The 18,127-nt window shown below is 57.6% G+C and carries 17 protein-coding genes; 9 read left to right on the top strand and 8 right to left on the bottom strand.

Going from position 1 to position 18,127, the window contains the following annotated elements:
* The first annotated feature begins 23 nt into the window (after positions 1-23).
* Positions 24-1,871, top strand: a complete 1,848-nt coding sequence (locus FGU71_RS04650; RefSeq protein ID WP_142787475.1) for a hypothetical protein — start codon at positions 24-26, stop codon at positions 1,869-1,871.
* A 50-nt stretch (positions 1,872-1,921) separates the two neighbouring features.
* On the opposite strand, the gene FGU71_RS04645 is transcribed toward FGU71_RS04650, so the two are convergent.
* Positions 1,922-3,169, bottom strand: a complete 1,248-nt coding sequence (locus FGU71_RS04645; protein WP_142787474.1) for a polyhydroxyalkanoate depolymerase — start codon at positions 3,167-3,169, stop codon at positions 1,922-1,924.
* A 190-nt stretch (positions 3,170-3,359) separates the two neighbouring features.
* Between FGU71_RS04645 and FGU71_RS04640 the strand changes: the two genes are divergently transcribed.
* The 4 genes from FGU71_RS04640 to FGU71_RS04625 all read left to right on the top strand — a co-directional run bounded on the left by FGU71_RS04640 (position 3,360) and on the right by FGU71_RS04625 (position 8,724).
* A complete protein-coding gene (locus FGU71_RS04640) occupies positions 3,360-5,183 on the top strand; it encodes an ABC transporter transmembrane domain-containing protein (protein WP_234035642.1) in 1,824 nt (607 codons plus the stop codon).
* A gap of 118 nt (positions 5,184-5,301) precedes the next feature.
* Positions 5,302-7,476 carry a M13 family metallopeptidase gene (locus tag FGU71_RS04635; RefSeq protein WP_142787473.1) on the top strand — a complete coding sequence of 725 codons (2,175 nt, stop codon included), beginning with the start codon at positions 5,302-5,304 and terminating at the stop codon, positions 7,474-7,476.
* 43 nt (positions 7,477-7,519) lie between these two features.
* Positions 7,520-8,377 carry an undecaprenyl-diphosphate phosphatase gene (locus FGU71_RS04630; protein WP_142787472.1) on the top strand — a complete coding sequence of 286 codons (858 nt, stop codon included), beginning with the start codon at positions 7,520-7,522 and terminating at the stop codon, positions 8,375-8,377.
* An 89-nt stretch (positions 8,378-8,466) separates the two neighbouring features.
* Positions 8,467-8,724, top strand: a complete 258-nt coding sequence (locus FGU71_RS04625) for a hypothetical protein (protein ID WP_142787471.1) — start codon at positions 8,467-8,469, stop codon at positions 8,722-8,724.
* 1 nt (position 8,725) lies between these two features.
* Here the strand turns inward: FGU71_RS04625 and phhA are convergent, their stop codons facing one another.
* Positions 8,726-9,664 carry a phenylalanine 4-monooxygenase gene (gene phhA / locus FGU71_RS04620; RefSeq protein ID WP_142787470.1) on the bottom strand — a complete coding sequence of 313 codons (939 nt, stop codon included), beginning with the start codon at positions 9,662-9,664 and terminating at the stop codon, positions 8,726-8,728.
* A 73-nt stretch (positions 9,665-9,737) separates the two neighbouring features.
* Between phhA and ppk2 the strand changes: the two genes are divergently transcribed.
* Genes ppk2 through FGU71_RS04605 form a run of 3 tightly spaced genes read left to right on the top strand, consistent with a single transcriptional unit; the run spans position 9,738 to position 11,717 of the window.
* Positions 9,738-10,517, top strand: a complete 780-nt coding sequence (ppk2, locus tag FGU71_RS04615) for a polyphosphate kinase 2 (protein ID WP_142787469.1) — start codon at positions 9,738-9,740, stop codon at positions 10,515-10,517.
* A gap of 57 nt (positions 10,518-10,574) precedes the next feature.
* Positions 10,575-11,492, top strand: a complete 918-nt coding sequence (locus FGU71_RS04610; RefSeq protein WP_142787468.1) for an SPFH domain-containing protein — start codon at positions 10,575-10,577, stop codon at positions 11,490-11,492.
* A 21-nt stretch (positions 11,493-11,513) separates the two neighbouring features.
* A complete protein-coding gene (locus FGU71_RS04605; protein ID WP_142787467.1) occupies positions 11,514-11,717 on the top strand; it encodes a toxin-antitoxin system HicB family antitoxin in 204 nt (67 codons plus the stop codon).
* Here FGU71_RS04605 and FGU71_RS04600 read toward each other — a convergent pair.
* From FGU71_RS04600 to FGU71_RS04575, 6 genes are read right to left on the bottom strand one after another with little or no spacing between them, the layout of a single operon-like run.
* On the bottom strand, positions 11,714-12,565 hold the full coding sequence (locus tag FGU71_RS04600; protein WP_142787466.1) for an FAS1-like dehydratase domain-containing protein: 852 nt from the start codon (positions 12,563-12,565) through the stop codon (positions 11,714-11,716). The genes FGU71_RS04605 and FGU71_RS04600 overlap by 4 nt on opposite strands.
* Positions 12,565-13,794, bottom strand: a complete 1,230-nt coding sequence (locus tag FGU71_RS04595) for an acetyl-CoA C-acetyltransferase (RefSeq protein ID WP_142787465.1) — start codon at positions 13,792-13,794, stop codon at positions 12,565-12,567. Before FGU71_RS04595 ends, FGU71_RS04600 begins: the two co-directional genes overlap by 1 nt.
* Positions 13,791-15,032 (bottom strand): CoA transferase, encoded by a 1,242-nt coding sequence (locus tag FGU71_RS04590; RefSeq protein WP_142787464.1) that lies wholly within the window; start codon positions 15,030-15,032, stop codon positions 13,791-13,793. Before FGU71_RS04590 ends, FGU71_RS04595 begins: the two co-directional genes overlap by 4 nt.
* Before the next feature lie 26 nt (positions 15,033-15,058).
* Positions 15,059-16,261, bottom strand: a complete 1,203-nt coding sequence (locus tag FGU71_RS04585) for an acyl-CoA dehydrogenase family protein (RefSeq protein WP_234035641.1) — start codon at positions 16,259-16,261, stop codon at positions 15,059-15,061.
* A gap of 37 nt (positions 16,262-16,298) precedes the next feature.
* Positions 16,299-16,562, bottom strand: a complete 264-nt coding sequence (locus FGU71_RS04580; RefSeq protein WP_142787463.1) for a hypothetical protein — start codon at positions 16,560-16,562, stop codon at positions 16,299-16,301.
* A complete protein-coding gene (locus FGU71_RS04575) occupies positions 16,562-16,897 on the bottom strand; it encodes a hypothetical protein (RefSeq protein WP_142787462.1) in 336 nt (111 codons plus the stop codon). The genes FGU71_RS04580 and FGU71_RS04575 overlap by 1 nt, the downstream gene beginning before the upstream one ends.
* Positions 16,898-17,116: 219 nt before the next feature.
* Between FGU71_RS04575 and FGU71_RS04570 the strand changes: the two genes are divergently transcribed.
* On the top strand, positions 17,117-18,127 hold the full coding sequence (locus FGU71_RS04570) for a right-handed parallel beta-helix repeat-containing protein (protein ID WP_234035640.1): 1,011 nt from the start codon (positions 17,117-17,119) through the stop codon (positions 18,125-18,127).

The raw sequence follows: 18,127 nt of genomic DNA, 5'->3' as shown, positions 1-18,127 counted from the left end.
GTCGCAAAGGATAATGTCCGCAATTGGGTTGGAACGTGGACATTGAGTTGGATGCCAAACCAGTTCACAACTTTTTCCCTAAAATACCCAGACAAGTTGCGAACTATGTATGGGAAGCCACAATTGAGGATGGGCGCATGATGAAAATTGCTGGGCTGACGGCTTTGGGGATAGCCCTGTTTTCGATTGCTTCGGATGTTGATTCGATAAAACAGTTTAACACGGCGCCGACGAATAGTGTCGAGGCACCGGAACCTGCTTTGATCTCGCAAAGTCGCTTTGAATACGGGCGCGAGATTGACAAAAGAGCGAACGCACCTCTCGTCAGTTTGAACGACGAGACAGGCAAATTGCAGTATGCGCTTTACGCCAACCATAGCCAGACAAACGCCGACCACATGGTCCCAGATTTTTCCTATGCGGGTTACGGCGGCGGCGGTGTGGCCTTGCCTAGCTATGACAGCGTTGAAGCGAAGCAGACGCTTTCTCCGGTCACGGGAGACAATCATGCGTCAATTCAAGCTGCGATTAACAAGGTCGCTGCGCTACCAAAGGATGGTCGTGGTATTCGCGGAGCGGTACTGCTCCAAGCAGGTGAATATCAAATCAGCGACACACTGGAAATCACTGCGAGCGGCGTGATCTTGCGCGGCTCGGGACAGGGAAAGCACGGCACTGTCCTCATTGCGACGACGAATACGCCGCAAAGTACACTTGTCACTGTTCGGGGCGAAGGCAGCGGACGCTTGCCCCAAAGGGCTGCTAGATCCCTGCAGACTGATATTGTGCAGGGATATGTGCCAGTCGGGACCATCAGCATCGAGGTTGCCGATGCGTCGGGCTACCGGACTGGCGACGCCATCGCCATTGTCCGTACCCCGAATGCAGCTTGGGTCGGTAAAGAGGGAATAGATACAGCTCAATTTGGTTGGACAGCCGATAGTTATGCTCTCGCAACCGAGCGTACGGTCACGTCGGTATCGGGAAATACAATTGCGTTTGATGCGCCCGTTACAGATACCATAGAAGAGCAGTTCGGCGGCGGATATGTTTACCGGACTGATACATCAAAGCGCCTGCAACAAGTCGGCATCGAAAATCTGCGCTTGCAAACACTCGATTATACCGATGTGACCCGGGAAGATCGAGCCTTCTTCGCCATTGCGTTCTGGGAGGTCGAGAATAGCTGGGTCCGCGATGTGACCTCTCGGTTCTTTTCGCGAGCTTTCAATTTCTACGATGGATCACGTTTCAACACGATGCAGGATCTGGCGTTTATCGATCCCGATTTTGAAGTTGTCGGTGGACAGCATTATGCGTTTGATTTCAACGATGCAGGGCAAAACTTCTTCCAGCGATGTTACAGTCGTGATGGACGCCACAGCTTCACATCAGGCTCCCGCGCGACTGGTCCCAATGTGTTTTTGGATTGTCTCGCAGAGAACAGCACCAACGACAGCGGCCCGCATCATAGGTGGGCGACAGGGACGCTCTATGACAATGTTAGGGACAGCTTGCTGCGCGTTCAAAATCGCGCCAACTCAGGGGGAGGCCACGGTTGGACTGGAGCGCAGCAAATGTTGTGGAACAGTGCGCTAGAGCAATATGTTCTGCAGGCCCCGCCTCGAGCAATGAATTGGGCAATCGGGATTAAGGGCGACAGAATTCGAGGCCGATTTTCGCCACACGAGCGAGATGGAATAATCCAAAGCCCAGGCAGCTATGTTACCGTGCGCAGCCTGTATCTTAGGCAGCTAGAGGATCGCTTGGGCCCTCAGGCTGTCGTGAATATTACTGTCGCTTCGCAGCTGAGCGGACGGATTTGGGATGAACTATCCGCTTGGCGCGGCGAAGGGAAATTTCATCCCTAGACAATAGCGGCAACTGGGTCGTTAGCAGACATCCGTGTCACAAGCGCAAATCAACTATGCGCCGCAACAAACTCCTCGACCACCGGCGCAACCTTATCCCGCCAACGTGAACCGTTGAAGATGCCGTAATGGCCTGCGCCTTCGGCCATGTAGTAGCGCTTCTTGTCCTCATTGAGGCCCGGCGTCAGTTTCAACGCGGCGCGCGTTTGGCCCAGGCCTGAAATATCGTCGCGTTCACCTTCGATGGCGAGCAGGGCTGTGTCGGTCAGCTTGGTCAGGTCAACCACTTCGCCCTTATGCTCGAATGTGCCGTTCGGGATGGAGTGTTTCTGGAACACTTCTTCGACCGTTTGCAGGTAAAACTCCGCCGTCATGTCGCACACGCTGCGATATTCGTCGTAGAAATCCTTGGTCGCCTGCGCCGATGCATCATCGCCGGATGTGAGGTGTTTGAACATCTCGTAATGGCTCATCATGTGGCTGCGCAGGTTCATGCTCATAAACGCATTGAGCTGCATGAAACCGGGATAAACCTTGCGCCCCGCACCGCGATATTGTTTCGGCACGGTGGTGATGACTGTCTGGCGGAACCATTCAATCGGCCGCTTCATCGCGTGATCATTAACCGAGGTCGGGCTTTCGCGCGTATCAATCGGCCCGCCCATCATGGTGAGCGTGGCAGGCGCCGCCGGTGATTTGTGCTGGTTAAGCAGCGCGGTCGCGGCAAATGCCGGAACCGAAGGCTGACACACGGCAAGCATATGCGGCCGGGTGCCGGGCTGTTGTTCCTCGATATAGCCGAGGAAATCCATCAGGTAATCGATATAGGTATCGAGATCGAAATCGCCTTCGTGCACGGGTACGGTCGCGGCGTCGGCCCAATCGGTGATGTACACTTCATAGGATTTCAGCATCCGTTCCACCGTACCGCGCAGCAGAGTGGCGTAATGGCCGCTCATCGGCGCAACGATCAGCATTTTGGGCCGCTTGGTTTCGGCGTTGTCATCAACCCCGTCGAGCCGGAAGCGTTTAAGATCGCCAAACGGGCGGTTGACCACTGTGGCTTCGATCACGGGGTAAAGTTTGCCGCCGGATTCGATTTCGGTGATGCCGAATGCGGGTTTGCCGTAACTCGCGGTGGCATGGGCCAGCACGTCGAGCGCGTTTGCCGCCATCGGCATAGCGCCCATTTTCGCAAACGGATTGGCCGTGTTTGACAGCACAGATGCGCTGATCGCCGCCATCGAGCTGACAGAGTTCATCCAGCTGCGCTGAATTTCATAGGCGTGATAAAGCATGGCGGCCCCGTTTTCTTGATAAGCCCGGACGCAATGGCATTCCGGCGCAATTTCTCTTAATTCTATGGTCCATAGATGGGCCTAATGAAGGAATTGTGCAATGCACAATAAATTGCGGATCGAAATGAATGAGGGTTTGTGTGCTTTTTGCACGTGAAATTTGCGCGTCCGATAGCTAGATCGGCACAACATGGATGCGCAAACCACCACCGACACCGATCAAGCCCAGGCAGAGCAAGCCGATAAGCCTGCCAAGCCGCGCTCGCTCGCACCGTTGAAAATGGTGTACCGCGAGGCAGCCAAATATCCTCAGCAGGTCGCTTTGGCGCTGATTGCGCTGGTTGTCACCGCAGCAGGGACGCTGGCAATTCCGGCGGCGATGCAAATGATCGTGGATCGCGGTTTTGGCGATGCCGGTAGCGGCGCAGCCGATATTGGCCGGTGGTTCCGCTATCTGTTTGTCATCGTCTTCGTCATTGCTTTGGGCACGGCTGCGCGGTTTTATTTCGTCAGCTGGATCGGAGAGCGTGTTGTCGCGGATATCCGGCGCAAGGTGCACCGCAATCTGCTGCGCCTGTCACCTTCGTTTTATGAAGAGAACAGCCCCAAAGAGATTTCCAGCCGGATGACTGCCGATACAGCGATCATCGAAACGGTTGTTGGGACGACGGTTTCGGTCGCGCTGCGCAATGTATTTTTGGGCATAGGCGGCACGATCTACCTGTTCTGGCTGCTGCCAGAGCTGACGATCTGGCTCGCCATCGGTATTCCGGGGATCATCCTGCCGATTGTGTTTTTTGGCCGAAAAATCCGCACAATCTCTCGGGATAATCAGGACCGCGTTGCCGATGTCGGCGCGATGGTGACCGAGGTTTTGAGCGCGATGAAGATCGTTCAGAGCTTTGGTCAGGAAACACGCGAATCTGATCGGTTTGGCGGCGCGGTCGAGCGGACATTCGATACGGCAAAACGCCGGATCGTTCTGCGCTCGGTCATGACGGCGATCATCATCCTTTCAATCTTTGGTTCGATCGTGCTGTTATTGTGGCGCGGGGCAGAAGGCGTGGCCGTTGGCGAGATTACCGGCGGCACGATCTTGTCTTTCATTGTCGGCGCGATGATTGTGGCGGGCGCATTTGGCGCGCTTACTGAGGTTTATGGTGAATTGCTGCGCGGTGCAGGCGCGGCGAGCCGGCTTGCAGAGCTGTTAGAAGCCAAACCTGTGATTGCTGCACCTGATCGTCCCGAACGCTTGCCGCATCCTCCGCGCGGAAGCTTGTCTTTCCGCAATGTCACGTTCCGCTATCCGGCGCGGCCGCAAACGCCTGCGCTGAAAGACTTCACGCTGGAAATCCAGCCCGGTGAAACGGTTGCGATTGTCGGCCCATCGGGCGCAGGCAAATCGACCATTTTCCAACTGGTCGAACGGTTTTATGATCCGCAGCTTGGCACTATCCGTCTGGACGGGGTGCCTTTGACCAAGGCGGACCCGGCCGATATTCGCGACCGGCTGGCGCTGGTTCCGCAGGACGGGGTTTTGTTCAGCGCGGATGCGCGCGATAATCTGCGCTACGGCTGCTGGGATGCCAGTGACGAGGAAATCTGGGAAGCGGCGCGCGCCGCCAATGCCGAGGATTTCCTGAAAGACCTGCCCAAAGGCCTAGATACCTATCTGGGTGAAGGCGGTACGCAATTGTCGGGCGGGCAACAGCAACGCGTTGCGATTGCCCGCGCTTTGCTGCGCGATGCTCCGATCCTGCTTCTTGATGAAGCGACCAGCGCGCTTGATGCCGAAAGCGAGCAATTGGTTCAGCAGGCGCTCGATGTGCTGATGGCGAAGCGCACCACTCTGGTGATTGCCCACCGTCTTGCCACGGTCCGCAAGGCTGATCGTATTATCGTGCTTGAAGGAGGGGCTATCGCAGAGCAGGGAACGCATACCGAATTGTCCGCCGCTGGCGGGCTGTATGCGCGTCTGGCAAAATTGCAGTTTGCCGCCAATCAGGCGGCGTGACCGGACGCGATTATCGACCAATGGCGCAGGCCATCGGATTAACGACACCCTTGCCGGCGCCCGTGCGCTAAACAAGGTTTGGGGACATGAGATCAACACCATACGGGGACACGCAGATATGATCCGCAAACACGCATTTTTGGGCGCCAGCTTGGCTGCGCTCGCTTTTACCGCTCCGGCGCTTGCCGGTGAGCAAGATGGCCAACCGCAAACCGGCGTCGAATGGCTGGTAGAAGAAGCCGAGGCAGAGGCGCCTTCCACGCCGACCATGAGCTTTGGTGATTGGGGTGTGGATCCCGACCTGCTTTCCAAGACAGTCGATCCCGGCGATGATTTCTTTGCTTACGTGAATCAGGAATGGCTCGATGCCAATCCGCTGCCAGCGGAATTTAGCCGGTTCGGCGCGTTTAACCTGCTGCGCGAGAAATCGACGACCGACGTCAAAGCCTTGATGGATGAGCTGATCGCGAAAGATCCCGCCACACTCAGCAGTGATGAGCGGCGCATTGTCGATATGCACAATGCCTATCTTGATGTGGAGGCGATCAATGCAGCGGGCCTTGCTCATGCGCAGCCATACATTGATGATTTCGCAACCGTCTCCTCGCTCGAAGAGCTCGCCATGCTGTGGTCCAAGCCGGGATATTCCAGCCCGCTTGGCGGCGGAGTGAATGTCGATGCCAAACAGCCGGATCGTTATGTTGCCTATCTCGGCAGCGGCGGATTGGGTCTGCCGGATCGCGATTATTACCTCGACGAAAGCGAGAAGGGCCGCGAGATTCAACAGGCCTATCGCGATTACATGGCGATGTTCCTCGAAGCGGCTGGCTATGCCGATCCCAAATCAGCCGCTGCGGCGGTTTACGCAATGGAAGATCGCATCGCGCGCACGATCAGCTGGGACCGGACAATGCGCCGCAACCGCGATTTGACATACAACGCGCTCAGCATGGACGAACTCAAAGCGATGAGTGGCGATTTTCCGGTCGAAATGATGCTGACCGAAATCGGTCTGGCTGCCTCGCCTATCTTCGTCGTTTCCGAGCTTCCGCCGAGCGACGAGCGGGCTGCGGAACTCGGCCTTGATGCGGCCGCCATGGCGAAAATCGGCAAAGGCATGCCAGGCATGCTTGAGCTGCTCAATGATACGCCGCTCGCCACGCTGCAAGCATGGTCGATCAAAGAGTTTCTGTCAGACAATGCCAGCATTCTGCCCGAAAAATATGACACTGCGCAGTTCGAGTTTTACGGCAAGACCTTGCGCGGCACACCTGAACAGCGCCCACGTTGGAAACGGGCGATTTCCGCCACCGAGGGCGCTTTGGGTGAATTGATCGGCAAAAGCTATGTCGAGCGGTACTTCCCGCCTGCCAACAAGGCCGCGATGGAAGATCTGGTCACCAATCTGCGCGTCGCCGTTGCCCAGAGCATCGACGAGATCGAGTGGATGGGCGCAGAAACCAAGACACAGGCTTTGGAAAAGCTCGACAGTTTTGATCCGAAGATCGGCTATCGCGAAAATCTGGAAACCTATGAGGGTCTCGAGGTCACTCCTGACAATCCGCTGGCCAATTCCATCGCAGCCAGTGCGTGGGGATTGCAAGACAATATCTCCAAACTGGGTAAGCCGATTGACCGGACCGAATGGTTCATGCTGCCGCAGACGGTCAACGCGTATTACAACCCGACCAAAAACGAGATCGTGTTCCCCGCAGCGATCCTTCAGCAGCCCTTCTTTGCGCTGTCGAATGATCCGGCGGTCAATTACGGCGCAATTGGCGGCGTGATCGGGCACGAGATTGGCCATGGCTTTGATGATCAAGGTTCAAAATACGATGCGACCGGCAAATTGCGCAATTGGTGGACCGATACCGACCGCGCCAATTTTGACGAGCGCGGTGATGCTCTGGTTGAACAATATGACGGTTTCTGCCCGCTTGATGATGGCAAGACCTGCGTCAATGGCCGCTACACGCTGGGTGAGAATATCGGCGACCTTGGCGGCCTTAGCCTCGCCTATCGCGCCTATAAAATCGCGACCGAAGGCAAGGACGTGCCGGTGGTTGACGGCTTGACCGGAGATCAGCGGTTCTTCCTCGCATGGGCGCAAGTCTGGCGCTCTGCGCAGCGCGAAGAGAACTATCGCCAGCGCCTCCGCACAGACAGCCACAGCCCCGAGGAATACCGGGTCAACGGTGTCGTTCGCAACATCGATGCCTGGTACGAAGCATTCGGCGTCACAAAAGACCACGCGATGTATATCCCGCCCGAAGATCGCGTACGGATTTGGTAAGAGTGATTGACTTAGCCCGCGCTTCATTCATGGAGCGCGGGCTATGACTTTTATCCAGCTGCTCATCATCGCGGTGGTTCAGGGGATCACCGAATTCCTGCCGATATCATCGTCAGGCCATTTGATCCTGATCCCCACCTTTACCGATTTCGCCGATCAAGGCCCCTTGATTGATGTGGCGGTGCATGTCGGGTCGCTACTCGCGATCATTGTCTATTTCTTCAAAGATGTGCTGGTGCTTGCCCGCGGCGGGTTTGCCAGCGTCGGGATCGGCACGGATGCGGCCAATGCGCCTGCGGAACGGCGTTTGTTCTGGTGGATCGCGCTGGGAACAATTCCGGCTGTGGCGTTCGGCCTTTCGATCAAAATGGGCCTTTTCAATTCGCTGGCGACCAGCGTTTTCGGCATTACCATAATTGATGGCGATCTGATGAATTCGATCAGGTTTACCGATCTGATCGCAGTCAACCTGATCGTGTACGGCGTGCTATTGGGCGTGGCCGATTGGGTCGGTAAAGAAGTGAAGCAATTTGAGGATATGAGCTGGCGCGATGGTTTGATCGTCGGTCTGGCTCAGGCGTTGGCGATTATCCCCGGCACCAGCCGGTCCGGTGTCACGATGACTGCAGCGCGCTTCCTCGGGTACAAACGGGTCGAGGCCGCACGCTTTTCCTTCCTGCTTTCGATCCCTGCGGTCGCGGGTGCCGGTGTGTTGATCGTCCCGGAAATTTTTGAAGCGGGTACCGCGCTCGCGTGGGACGCTCTGATTGCCGGAGTTTTGACGTTTATTGCCGCCTTTTTGACCATGGCGTTCCTAATGAATTTCCTCAAGAAAGCGTCGATGATGGTTTTTGTCCTGTATCGCATTGCGATGGGCGCGGCGCTGCTCGTATTCTTTTAAAGCTCATGAAATTGCAAATGATGCAGGACCCTTTTGAGGTCGTGCGAGTTATGCAAGTAAGACTGAGAACTTGCGGGATTTGAAAGCCAATGGCGTTACTTGTGCTGATCGTATTGGGGGCGACTCTGGGCTGGCTTGCCTCGATCATTGCGCGTCATGAAACGCCCCGCGTAATCCTGCGTCAGATTGGTGCCGGTTTGGTCGGGACGCTCGCGACAGGCCTGTTCGCCAATGACTGGACGATTGTCGGCGGGCTCTCTCTGATCGCTCTAGGCGTCGGATTTGCAGGCGGCGTTGTGATCTTGATCGCGTTCCATTTTATCGTCGGCGACGCGGTCGAAGCCTGAACTAAACAGGCGCTGCGCCGCTGCCTCTTCCGCCGCGCAGATGATATTCCTGCGTACCGCGATTGACCACATAATCGACATCGATGACCGCGCTGTTGGCATAGGTAAAGCCAGGGGCGAGATTTTTGTACAGACGGTCAAAATCGCGCTCGACCGTTTGCCGGAACAGATCATCGAAACTTTCGATCACGAAATAGGTCGGTTGTAGATCGCTGATCACGTAATCGGTGCGCATGACGCGGTCCACATTCAACATGATCCGGTTCGGGCTTTCCGCCTCTACCGCAAATTTCGCTTCGGTCGGGCCGGACAGGATGCCCGCGCCATAGGCTTTGATCCCGTCAGCTTCCTCGATCAGTCCGAATTCAACCGTATACCAGTACAGGGATCCCAGCGCCTTCAGGCGGTTGTAATGCATCGCCTTCCATCCGGCCCGGCCATATTCCTGCATATAATCGGCATAGACCGGATCGGTAAGCATCGGGACGTGCCCGAACACATCGTGGAACACGTCGGGTTCCTGGATATAGTCAAACGTCTCTCGCGTGCGGATAAAGTTACCAGCGGGAAAACGGCGATTGGCAAGGTGCCAGAAAAACACATGATCCGGGATCAGCATTGGCACCGGGACAACACTCCACCCGGTCAGCTTGTCCAGTTCTTCTGACAATGCGCCGAATTCGGGGATGCCGCCGCGCGACAGATCGAGTTTGTCGAGACCCGCCAGAAAGGCGCTGGCCGCGCGTCCGGGCAGAACCTCCATCTGGCGCGCAAACAATTCGTTCCAGATCTGGTGGTCGTCCGCTGTGTAGTCGGTTTGTGCCGGCTCCAACCAGTCATCGCCAAGATGCGGCGGTTTTGCGAGCGGCGCAGTGAACACGTCTGCTGGAAGATCGGGCAGACGCGAAAAATCGGTATCAGGATCAGCAAGTGTAGCCATACAGTATCATTTGATACTAACACTGCGTTCTTACAAGCAAAATCCAAACGAAGAAAATTGCGAAGGAAGCTCCATGGGTCTGAAAGCCAAAGAATACCGCAAACTGCTTGAGCCCATGACAGAAGAGCTTGTCAGCGTGGCCCGCTGGGCGCGGATGACCGGCGCGCGCATCGTCGTGCTGTTCGAGGGCCGCGACACCGCAGGCAAAGGCGGCGCCATTCGCGCGGTGCGAGACAAGCTCAATCCGCGTCAATGCCGCACCGTGGCTTTGGGAAAGCCCACCGATGACGAGCGCGGACAGTGGTATTTCCAGAAATACATCAAACATCTCCCGACAACCGGCGAAATCGTGCTGTTTGACCGCAGTTGGTACAACCGTGCCGGGGTTGAAAAAGTGATGGGCTTTGCCAGCGCGGCAGAGGTCGAGCGTTTTCTTGATCAGGTGCCAACCTTTGAAAAGATGCTGACCGATGATGGGATTTTGCTGTTCAAATACTGGCTGACGACCGATCAGGCAGAGCAGGAAGAACGGCTGAAAGAACGACTGGATGATCCGTTGAAGCGGTGGAAGCTGTCACCGATCGATCTTGCGGCACGGGACCAATACGATGCCTATACCGATGCCAGGGAAGCGATGCTGAAGCGCACGCATACGGATAATGCGCCGTGGACGCTGATCAATTTCAACGATCAAAAGCGCGGGCGGCTGACTTTGGTCCGCGATCTGCTCGATCGGCTTCCCGATACCGATATTCGCCCGCCGGAAATCGAATTTCCCGACCTGGACCGCAAACCCAAAACGGAAAGCTACGCCGTTCTAAGGCCGATTGAGGATTTTCCGGTCAAGGATTGACTGCTGTCTCCTTTCAATATAAAGATGATATCATAGTTATATGAATGGAGTTGTGTAATGTCCCAATCAACCGCCCCGATGATCAGCAGCCACGAGCGCGCTGGCTCAGCTTTTAACGGCTATCTCATGCTCGCGGTGCTTGCCGCGGTAACAGTCGTCGTTCTGTATCTGGTGATCAACGCCGCGCCTCCTTCTGGCGCCGAGAAATATGAAAAGCTGCTGTTTGTCGGCACATTGCTGCTTGGCAGTTTGACTGTCCTGATTGGATCGATCGGGTTTTTCATGATCCAGCCCAATCAGGCCGCTGTCATTACCCTGTTCGGTGAATATCGCGGGACTGTGCGAACTCAGGGGCTGCACTGGGTGTGGCCATGGATGATGAAGAAAAAAGTCAGCGTCCGCGCGCACAACATTCATTCGGAAAAAGTGAAAATCAACGATTTGCGCGGCAACCCTATCGAAATCGCGTGCAATGTCGTGTGGCGGGTCAACGATACAGCGCAGGCTGTGTTCGATGTCGATGATTACAAAGAATTCGTGAACATCCAGATTGAAGCGGGTCTGCGCACTGTCGGCGCGCGCCACCCTTATGATGACATGTCGGATGAAGACGAAACAACGCTGCGCGGCAGCGCCGATATCGTCAATGCCGAACTGCGCGAGGAATTGAATGAGCGCCTGATTGTGGCTGGCATTACCGTTGATGAAGCGGGTCTGACGCATCTCGCCTATGCCGCGGAAATTGCCGGTGCGATGCTCCGCCGCCAACAGGCAGATGCAGTGATCGCCGCCCGCAAGAAGGTGGTGATCGGCGCGGTCGGAATGGTCGAAGACGCGCTGGAAAAACTTTCGGGCGACGGCATTGTCGAGCTTGATGACGAACGGCGCGCGGCGATGGTTTCGAACCTGATGATCGTCTTGTGCGGGGACCGTGAGGCCCAGCCCGTCGTGAACGCCGGAACGCTCTACCAGTAAACGCGACCACAGGAGGCAGCTATGGCTGCACCCAAGAAAAAGGCATTTGCGCTGAGGTTAGATCCGGCGGTCCACGCGGCGATTGAACGCCTCGCGGCGGCCGAGCTGCGCTCTGCCAATGCCGAGATTGAAATGTTGCTGCGCGAGGCGCTGTCCTCGCGCGGCATCACAGTTCAGCACACCAAAAAGCCCAAGCGCGGGCGTCCGCCAAATTCGAGCGACTAAATCAGCGCGCGGGCCGACATGATCTGTCTGCCATCGCATGCATAGGCGCCGAGTTCGTATCCTTCATCTGCCTGACGCATGACCAGATGCAGCGCCTCGCCAGCGATCGCAGGCGACATTCCGCGAAAACCAAAACTGTTAATCGCATTGTCCCCCAGCTCCCGCGCCGCCAATTGCAGCAGCAGCGACGCTGTTAGCGGACCATGGACCACCAGCCCGCGATAGCGCTCAATATCGCGCGCATATGGCGCATCATAATGAATGCGGTGGGTGTTGAATGTCAGCGCGGAGTAGCGGAACAACAGGCGCGGCTCCGGCGTCACGCAGCGATGCGCATCCCATCCGTCAGCCTTAAACTGTCCATCACCCGCTTCAGGCGGCGATAGCGGCGCGCTCTCGCCAGCAGCCGCGCGGAAGACGAGCGTTTGTGTTTCCACCACGGACAAAGTGCCATTTGCCGCCGTTTGATGCTCTACATTGACAAAAGCGAGCTTGCCGCTGGCGCCATCCTTTTCCCGGATCGAGGCGATGCGGCTGGTGCGGGATATGGCGGCCCCTGGGGCTATCGGCGCGCGAAATGCAATGTCGCTCGACGCCCACATTCTGCGCGGCAGCGGGATTGGCGGCAGAAAGCTATCTGGACTGTCATCGCGGCGGGGATGACCATCTTCGCCCAGTTGCCCCGTCGCTGCATCGGGGGTGCACAGCGCGAAATGGATACCCTGCGGCATAAACCGATCACGGTTTAGCGGCAGATCAAATGTCGCCAGCCACCGCGCGGCGTGTTCTTCTGAAAGCCGATCGCTCACCTGTTGTTCGCGTCCGATCCATGGTGAATATTCGCCCATCAGACTGCGCGTTCAAACACCGCAGCGATCCCCTGACCGCCCCCGATGCACATGGTTTCCAGCCCGAAGCGCGCTTTGCGCCGGTGAATTTCTGCAGCCATATCTGCCAAAATCCGACCGCCGGTTGCGCCGATCGGGTGGCCAAGCGAGATGCCCGAACCGTTGACGTTAAGCAGATCGCGGCGGCTATCGTCGGCCGACCAGCCCCAGCCTTTCAGGACGGCGAGCGCCTGAGGCGCGAAGGCCTCGTTTAATTCAACAAGATTAATATCGTCCCACGAATAGCCGCGCCGTTCGAACAGCCGCTCTACTGCCGGGACAGGTCCGATCCCCATGCGAGACGGATCACATCCAGCAGCGGCCCATCCGCCGAACCACAATGAAGGATCAAGGCCCAATTCTTCCAACTTGTCTTCGGCTACAACCAGACAGGCGGCGGCGGCATCGTTTTGCTGGCTGGCATTGCCGGCGGTCACGATAGCTTGCGGATCGCGCTTGCCATCAATCGGGCGTAGCCCGCCCAGCGATTCCAGCGTTGCATCCACGCGGTAGCCTTCATCATGGTCAAAGGTCACCGGTTCGCCCCGTCGTTGCGGCACATCGACCGGCACAAGCTGCGCATCGAATTTCCCGGCTTCCCATGCCGCCGCCGCATTTTGATGCGACCTGACGGCAAAGGCGTCTGCCTCTTCGCGGGTGATCCCGTAATCCTTGGCGAGGTTCTCCGCCGTTTCGATCATGCCGGTAATCACACCGAACCGTTCGATAGGCTGGCTCATCAGGCGCCCTCGCGAAAGCCGATCATGCAGGGTTATATCGCCCATCCGCGCGCCGCCGCGCCCTTGCAGCGTATAATGTTCGACATTGGACATGCTTTCGCAACCGCCCGCGACCACCACATCAGCCATGCCCGTTTCGACCATCATCGCCGCATTGGCGACCGCTTGAAGGCCCGATCCGCAGCGCCGGTCAAGCTGATATCCGGGAACTTCGATGGGCAGGCCCGCCGCCAGCCATGACCAATGGCCGATGGCAGGCGCTTCGGCGTTACCATAACCCTGGCTGAAGACGACATCATCGACCCGTGCGGGATCAATGCCGCTTCGCTCGACCAGAGCTTTCAGGATAATCGCACCAAGCTCTCCGGCGTTCAGGCTGGAGAGCCCGCCAAGAAATTTAGCGACGGGTGTGCGCAATGGCGATACGATGGCGGCTCTTCTGGTCATCATCTATCCTTATCTGAAAGGGCTACGGTTCCGGTATCGACCAGCTTGCCGATCGCGCCAGAGGACAGGCCGAGGCGTTCGGCCAGCACTTCTTCGGAATGTTGACCCAGATAGGGTGCCGGGGCCGGGTCTGCGGGTTCATGCGCGGGCAGATTCGCAAAGGAACGCGGCGCCGGATATTCAAAGCCTGAAGGGTTCGCCGGCGATGGGCCGAACAGCGGATTGTCCGTGACCAGCGCCGGATCATTCGCGGCCTGATGTGCGGTACGGTACTTCTCAAACGTACAACCGTGCGCCGCCATCAGCGCTGCCAGCGCCTTGTAATCATGGCTGCCCGCGACATTCTGGAAAATGTCGAACAGCGCATGGCGGTGTTTGAAGCGCGGATCATCCCCGTCGGAGAATTTGACGCCGACTTCCACTTCGAGCTTGGCAATCGGGAGCGCAACCCCGAACGCCTCGACCAGCCCGGTCCATTGTTTTGCCGTCAGCGCCGCGACCATAAAGCGAACGCCGTCTTTGGATCTGAAATCGCGTCCGAATGCTCCCCAGATCGCATTGCCAAGCCGTTCGCGATCACTCCCGCGATACAGCATTTCGGCCATGAGCCCGGCATTGGCGGTGGTGCCGATAGCCACATCGCCCAGTGGCACGCGCACCTCGGTTCCCTCACCTGTCGCATCGCGGTGACGCAGCGCAGCGAGCATTGCGAACGCGCAATATGCGCCGGTGATAAAATCCCACGCGGGCAGCACCTGATTAACCGGAGGAGCGGTCTGCATGTCCCAATCTTCGGGACCGGTCATCAGCGGGTAACCGCTGGCCGCGTTGACGGTGAAATCCATCGCTTGCCGCCCATCGTGCCACCCCATGATCCGCACCGATGTAAGGTCAGGCGCATCGCCGCTCTGGGCCGCTTTGATCGCTGCGTGGCTGAGGAAACTTTGTTCGGGCAGGTTGGTGATGCACTGACCGGTCTTTGCCGCCAGTTCGACACACAATTCGCGCCCCTCTGCGCTGCGCAGGTCGAGCGCGACCGATTTTTTCGCCCGGTTCAGGTTTTCCCAACTGAGCGAGCGGCCCTCTTTGGTGAGCATATAGCGATCATAATCGAGGCCGCCCGCCTTATGATCGACGCGGATTACCTCTGCCCCCATTTGCGCGCAATACAGGCCCGCAGTGGGGGACGCGACAAAGCTGGAGACCTCGATGATCGAGAGGTCGGTAAGAAGTTTGTACATCGGTTTCCCTGTTAGGCTACGCCGTTTCAGCCGTGCTCTTTTTCCCATTCGCGCAGCATATGCTTGGCGATCTGGAGCTGGAGAATTTGCGTCGTGCCTTCGTAAATCCGGTAGATGCGGGCATCGCGGAAAAAGCGTTCAGCGTCATATTCAGCGAGATATCCGGCGCCGCCGTAAATCTGCACCACTCGGTCCACCACACGGCCGCACATTTCAGAGGCGAACACTTTGAACGCGGCGGCTTTCGTGATGATGTTTTCACCGCGGTCCGCGCGCGCGGTCACATCGCGCATCATGCTCTCTGCCGCGTAAATCTCGGTCTCGCTATCGGCCAGCATCGCCTGGATCAGCTGGAACCGCGCAATGGGCTCTCCGAATGCCTTGCGTTCATTGGCGTAACGCAGCGCGGAATCGAGCGCGCGGCGGGCATAACCGGTCGCCGCTGCACCAACAGAAATCCGGCCATTGTCGAGGCTCTGCATGGCAAAGCGGAAACCTTTGCCGGTTTCCCCGCCAAGCAAGGCATCACCCGGTATTTTCACATCATCAAGCATAATGTCCGAGATATGACTGCCGGATTGGCCCATTTTTTTGTCCGGTGATCCGGTGGAAATGCCGGGAGTGTTCATCGGCACCAGAAACGCGCTGACATGCGCATTTTTGGGCAGCGCATCTTTTTCGGTGCGGGCCATGATCAGCGCAACATCGGCATGGGGGGCGTTGGTTATGTACCTCTTGGTGCCGTTCAGTATCCATCCGTTTCCGTCTGGATCAGGGGTTGCAGTGGTCTGCATTGCAGCGCTGTCACTGCCGGATCCCGGTTCTGTCAGGCCGAAACAAGCGATTTTGCCTTCGACAAGTTGCGGGTACCATTCTTCTCGCTGAGCCTCTGTTCCGCCATTTTTTAAAGCACTGGCAAACATGCCGACATTGATCGAGAAGATGGAGCGATAGGCCGGCGCAGCATAGCTCATGGCGTTTACGACGCGGGCGTATTGCGTCATGTTCAAGCCAGCCCCGCCGTATTGCTCCGGCACGGAAATGCCGAACAATCCCATATCGCGCATTTCGTCGACAATCTCTGGCGGAACCGCGTCCGCTTCGATCAGATCATTTTCGGCCGGGATCAGGCGTTCCTTGACATACCGATCAAGCTGCTCGGCAAATTGTTCGAACGTGTCTTCGTCCATACCGGGGTTGCGAGCAGGTGCGCGGGCGGGGGCGTTCATGGGGTGATCCTCAGGTTAGAGCGCGCCGTGGCGCCTGTTATGGTTCAGCGGTTTCGGTCTCTGCCGGTTCCAGATTTGCCGGAGCATCCGGATCGGGAACCACGCCTTGCGGCAATCGCTTTTCGTCCAGCATTTCTGCTGCCTCTTCGAGGGCGCGGGCTTCACCTTCGCTCACTGCGCCCGGGGCGGTGCCGCCGGAATTATCACAGGCTGGCAGCATCACACAGGACACCGCCAGACCTGCAAAAAGGCCGGGCCGCCAGCGCGCTGGCTGGCGGCGAAGGCTAATCAGAAAGCGCATTATTCGATTTCAAGATTGGCAGCCGCTTCCGCTGCTTCTGCGGCCATTGCGGCTTCGGCTGCTTCTGCCGCTTCGACTGCGGCGGCCACGTCTTCAGCGGCATTCGCTGCTTCTTGAGCGGTTTGGGTATCGACCGGTGGCGGGCCTTCGACGCTTTCGGTCCTGCTTACAGCTGCATCTGCAACAGGCTCCTCGGCGACGGGCTCCAGCGCTTCTTCGGCTGGCATCTCGACCGTTTCTACTTCCAGATCGCTGGACGCGTCATCCGTGCTTCCGCAGGCCGAAACGGCAAGCGAGGCAGCGCCTAGCGCGGCGATAGTGGCGATTCTTTTCATGTGGGTTCCTCCTCTTTGATCCCGGTAGTTCACGTCCGCATTATTCGCGGCGGCATTGTTTGCGTCCGTACTGTTCGCGTCCGTACTGTTCGCGTCCGTACTGTCCACAGGGGTGTAGCCAAGCAAGAGGCCGAACGCCAAGCGCGAAATGATGATCCGAAACGATACACCCCGTGCGAACTTAGACACCCTTTAAACAATCGGGGCTATGCGTCTTGCATGAAACAGACGCAAGACGCCGCCGAAATGGGTCCGCTCGGACGCCTGCCACGCTGGGCCAAACGCGCAATAGCCGTGCCCGCGCTTTTTGCCGGAGCGATACCGCTCGCGGCAGTAACAGCGCAATCGCCAAACGCTTCCAGCGCGGCCTTTACCGTTTTGGAGACAGGGCGCGGATACGCCAGCCTCCAGCAAGCGGTGGATGCGATCGGCGCGAGCAAAGGCACGATCGAAATCGCACCGGGCACGTATCGCCAATGCGCGGTGCAGACTGCCGGAGCGGTGACATATGCTGCTCGTGAATACGGGACTGCGATCCTCGACCGGACGGCCTGCGAAGGCAAAGCGGCGCTGGTGCTGCGCGGGGCGGGCGCCGAAGTGCTCGGTGTCACCTTTAGCGGGATAAAGGTTGGCGATGGCAATGGCGCGGGCATCCGGCTTGAAAAAGGGTCGCTCAATGTCGCATTCGGACGGTTCATGGATAGCCAGCAGGGCATCCTGACGGCGAACAATCCGTCGGGCAGCATTTTTATTACCCGCTCAACCTTTAGCGGGCTGGGTACCTGCGAACATTCTGCGGGCTGCGCGCATTCGATCTATACCGGCGATTATGGCAAGCTGACTGTGCGCGAAAGCCGGTTTGAGCGCGGCCAGGGCGGACATTATCTGAAATCACGCTCGGGCGAGGTTGTTATCGAAAACAACTCGTTTGATGACGCCAATGGCCGCGGGACCAATTACATGATTGATCTGCCTGCCGGCGCGACGGGTCGCATCGCGCAAAACTGGTTTGTGCAGGGGCGGGATAAAGAAAATTACTCCGCTTTTATTGCGCTTGGCGCTGAACAGAGCCTGCATTCTTCGCGCGGCCTGACCGTGGTTGATAACGAAGCGCGGTTTGTACCGGGCCTGCGCCGGTCCAGCGTGTTCCTGGCCGATTGGACCCGGACCCCGGTTATCATGTCGGGCAACAGACTTGCAGAAAGCCTCAAGCAATACGAAGAGCGATAG

This window comes from Erythrobacter insulae (assembly GCF_007004095.1).
In the GTDB taxonomy this organism is placed as follows: domain Bacteria; phylum Pseudomonadota; class Alphaproteobacteria; order Sphingomonadales; family Sphingomonadaceae; genus Erythrobacter; species Erythrobacter insulae.
The sequence above is the reverse complement of the archived record's forward strand: the minus strand, read 5'-3'. Positions and strand labels throughout refer to the sequence as shown.

Excerpts from the sequence above, each read along its gene's own strand:
- FGU71_RS04580 (WP_142787463.1), bottom strand. The coding sequence starts at position 16,562 with ATGCGCTTTCTGATTAGCCTTCGCCGCCAGCCAGCGCGCTGGCGGCCC.
- FGU71_RS04590 (WP_142787464.1), bottom strand. The coding sequence starts at position 15,032 with ATGTACAAACTTCTTACCGACCTCTCGATCATCGAGGTCTCCAGCTTT.
- FGU71_RS04605 (WP_142787467.1), top strand. The coding sequence starts at position 11,514 with ATGGCTGCACCCAAGAAAAAGGCATTTGCGCTGAGGTTAGATCCGGCG.
- FGU71_RS04645 (WP_142787474.1), bottom strand. The coding sequence starts at position 3,169 with ATGCTTTATCACGCCTATGAAATTCAGCGCAGCTGGATGAACTCTGTC.
- FGU71_RS04585 (WP_234035641.1), bottom strand. The coding sequence starts at position 16,261 with ATGAACGCCCCCGCCCGCGCACCTGCTCGCAACCCCGGTATGGACGAA.
- FGU71_RS04640 (WP_234035642.1), top strand. The coding sequence starts at position 3,360 with ATGGATGCGCAAACCACCACCGACACCGATCAAGCCCAGGCAGAGCAA.
- FGU71_RS04610 (WP_142787468.1), top strand. The coding sequence starts at position 10,575 with ATGTCCCAATCAACCGCCCCGATGATCAGCAGCCACGAGCGCGCTGGC.
- FGU71_RS04575 (WP_142787462.1), bottom strand. The coding sequence starts at position 16,897 with ATGAAAAGAATCGCCACTATCGCCGCGCTAGGCGCTGCCTCGCTTGCC.
- FGU71_RS04625 (WP_142787471.1), top strand. The coding sequence starts at position 8,467 with ATGGCGTTACTTGTGCTGATCGTATTGGGGGCGACTCTGGGCTGGCTT.
- FGU71_RS04600 (WP_142787466.1), bottom strand. The coding sequence starts at position 12,565 with ATGGGCGAATATTCACCATGGATCGGACGCGAACAACAGGTGAGCGAT.
- FGU71_RS04630 (WP_142787472.1), top strand. The coding sequence starts at position 7,520 with ATGACTTTTATCCAGCTGCTCATCATCGCGGTGGTTCAGGGGATCACC.
- ppk2 (WP_142787469.1), top strand. The coding sequence starts at position 9,738 with ATGGGTCTGAAAGCCAAAGAATACCGCAAACTGCTTGAGCCCATGACA.
- phhA (WP_142787470.1), bottom strand. The coding sequence starts at position 9,664 with ATGGCTACACTTGCTGATCCTGATACCGATTTTTCGCGTCTGCCCGAT.
- FGU71_RS04635 (WP_142787473.1), top strand. The coding sequence starts at position 5,302 with ATGATCCGCAAACACGCATTTTTGGGCGCCAGCTTGGCTGCGCTCGCT.
- FGU71_RS04595 (WP_142787465.1), bottom strand. The coding sequence starts at position 13,794 with ATGATGACCAGAAGAGCCGCCATCGTATCGCCATTGCGCACACCCGTC.
- FGU71_RS04570 (WP_234035640.1), top strand. The coding sequence starts at position 17,117 with ATGAAACAGACGCAAGACGCCGCCGAAATGGGTCCGCTCGGACGCCTG.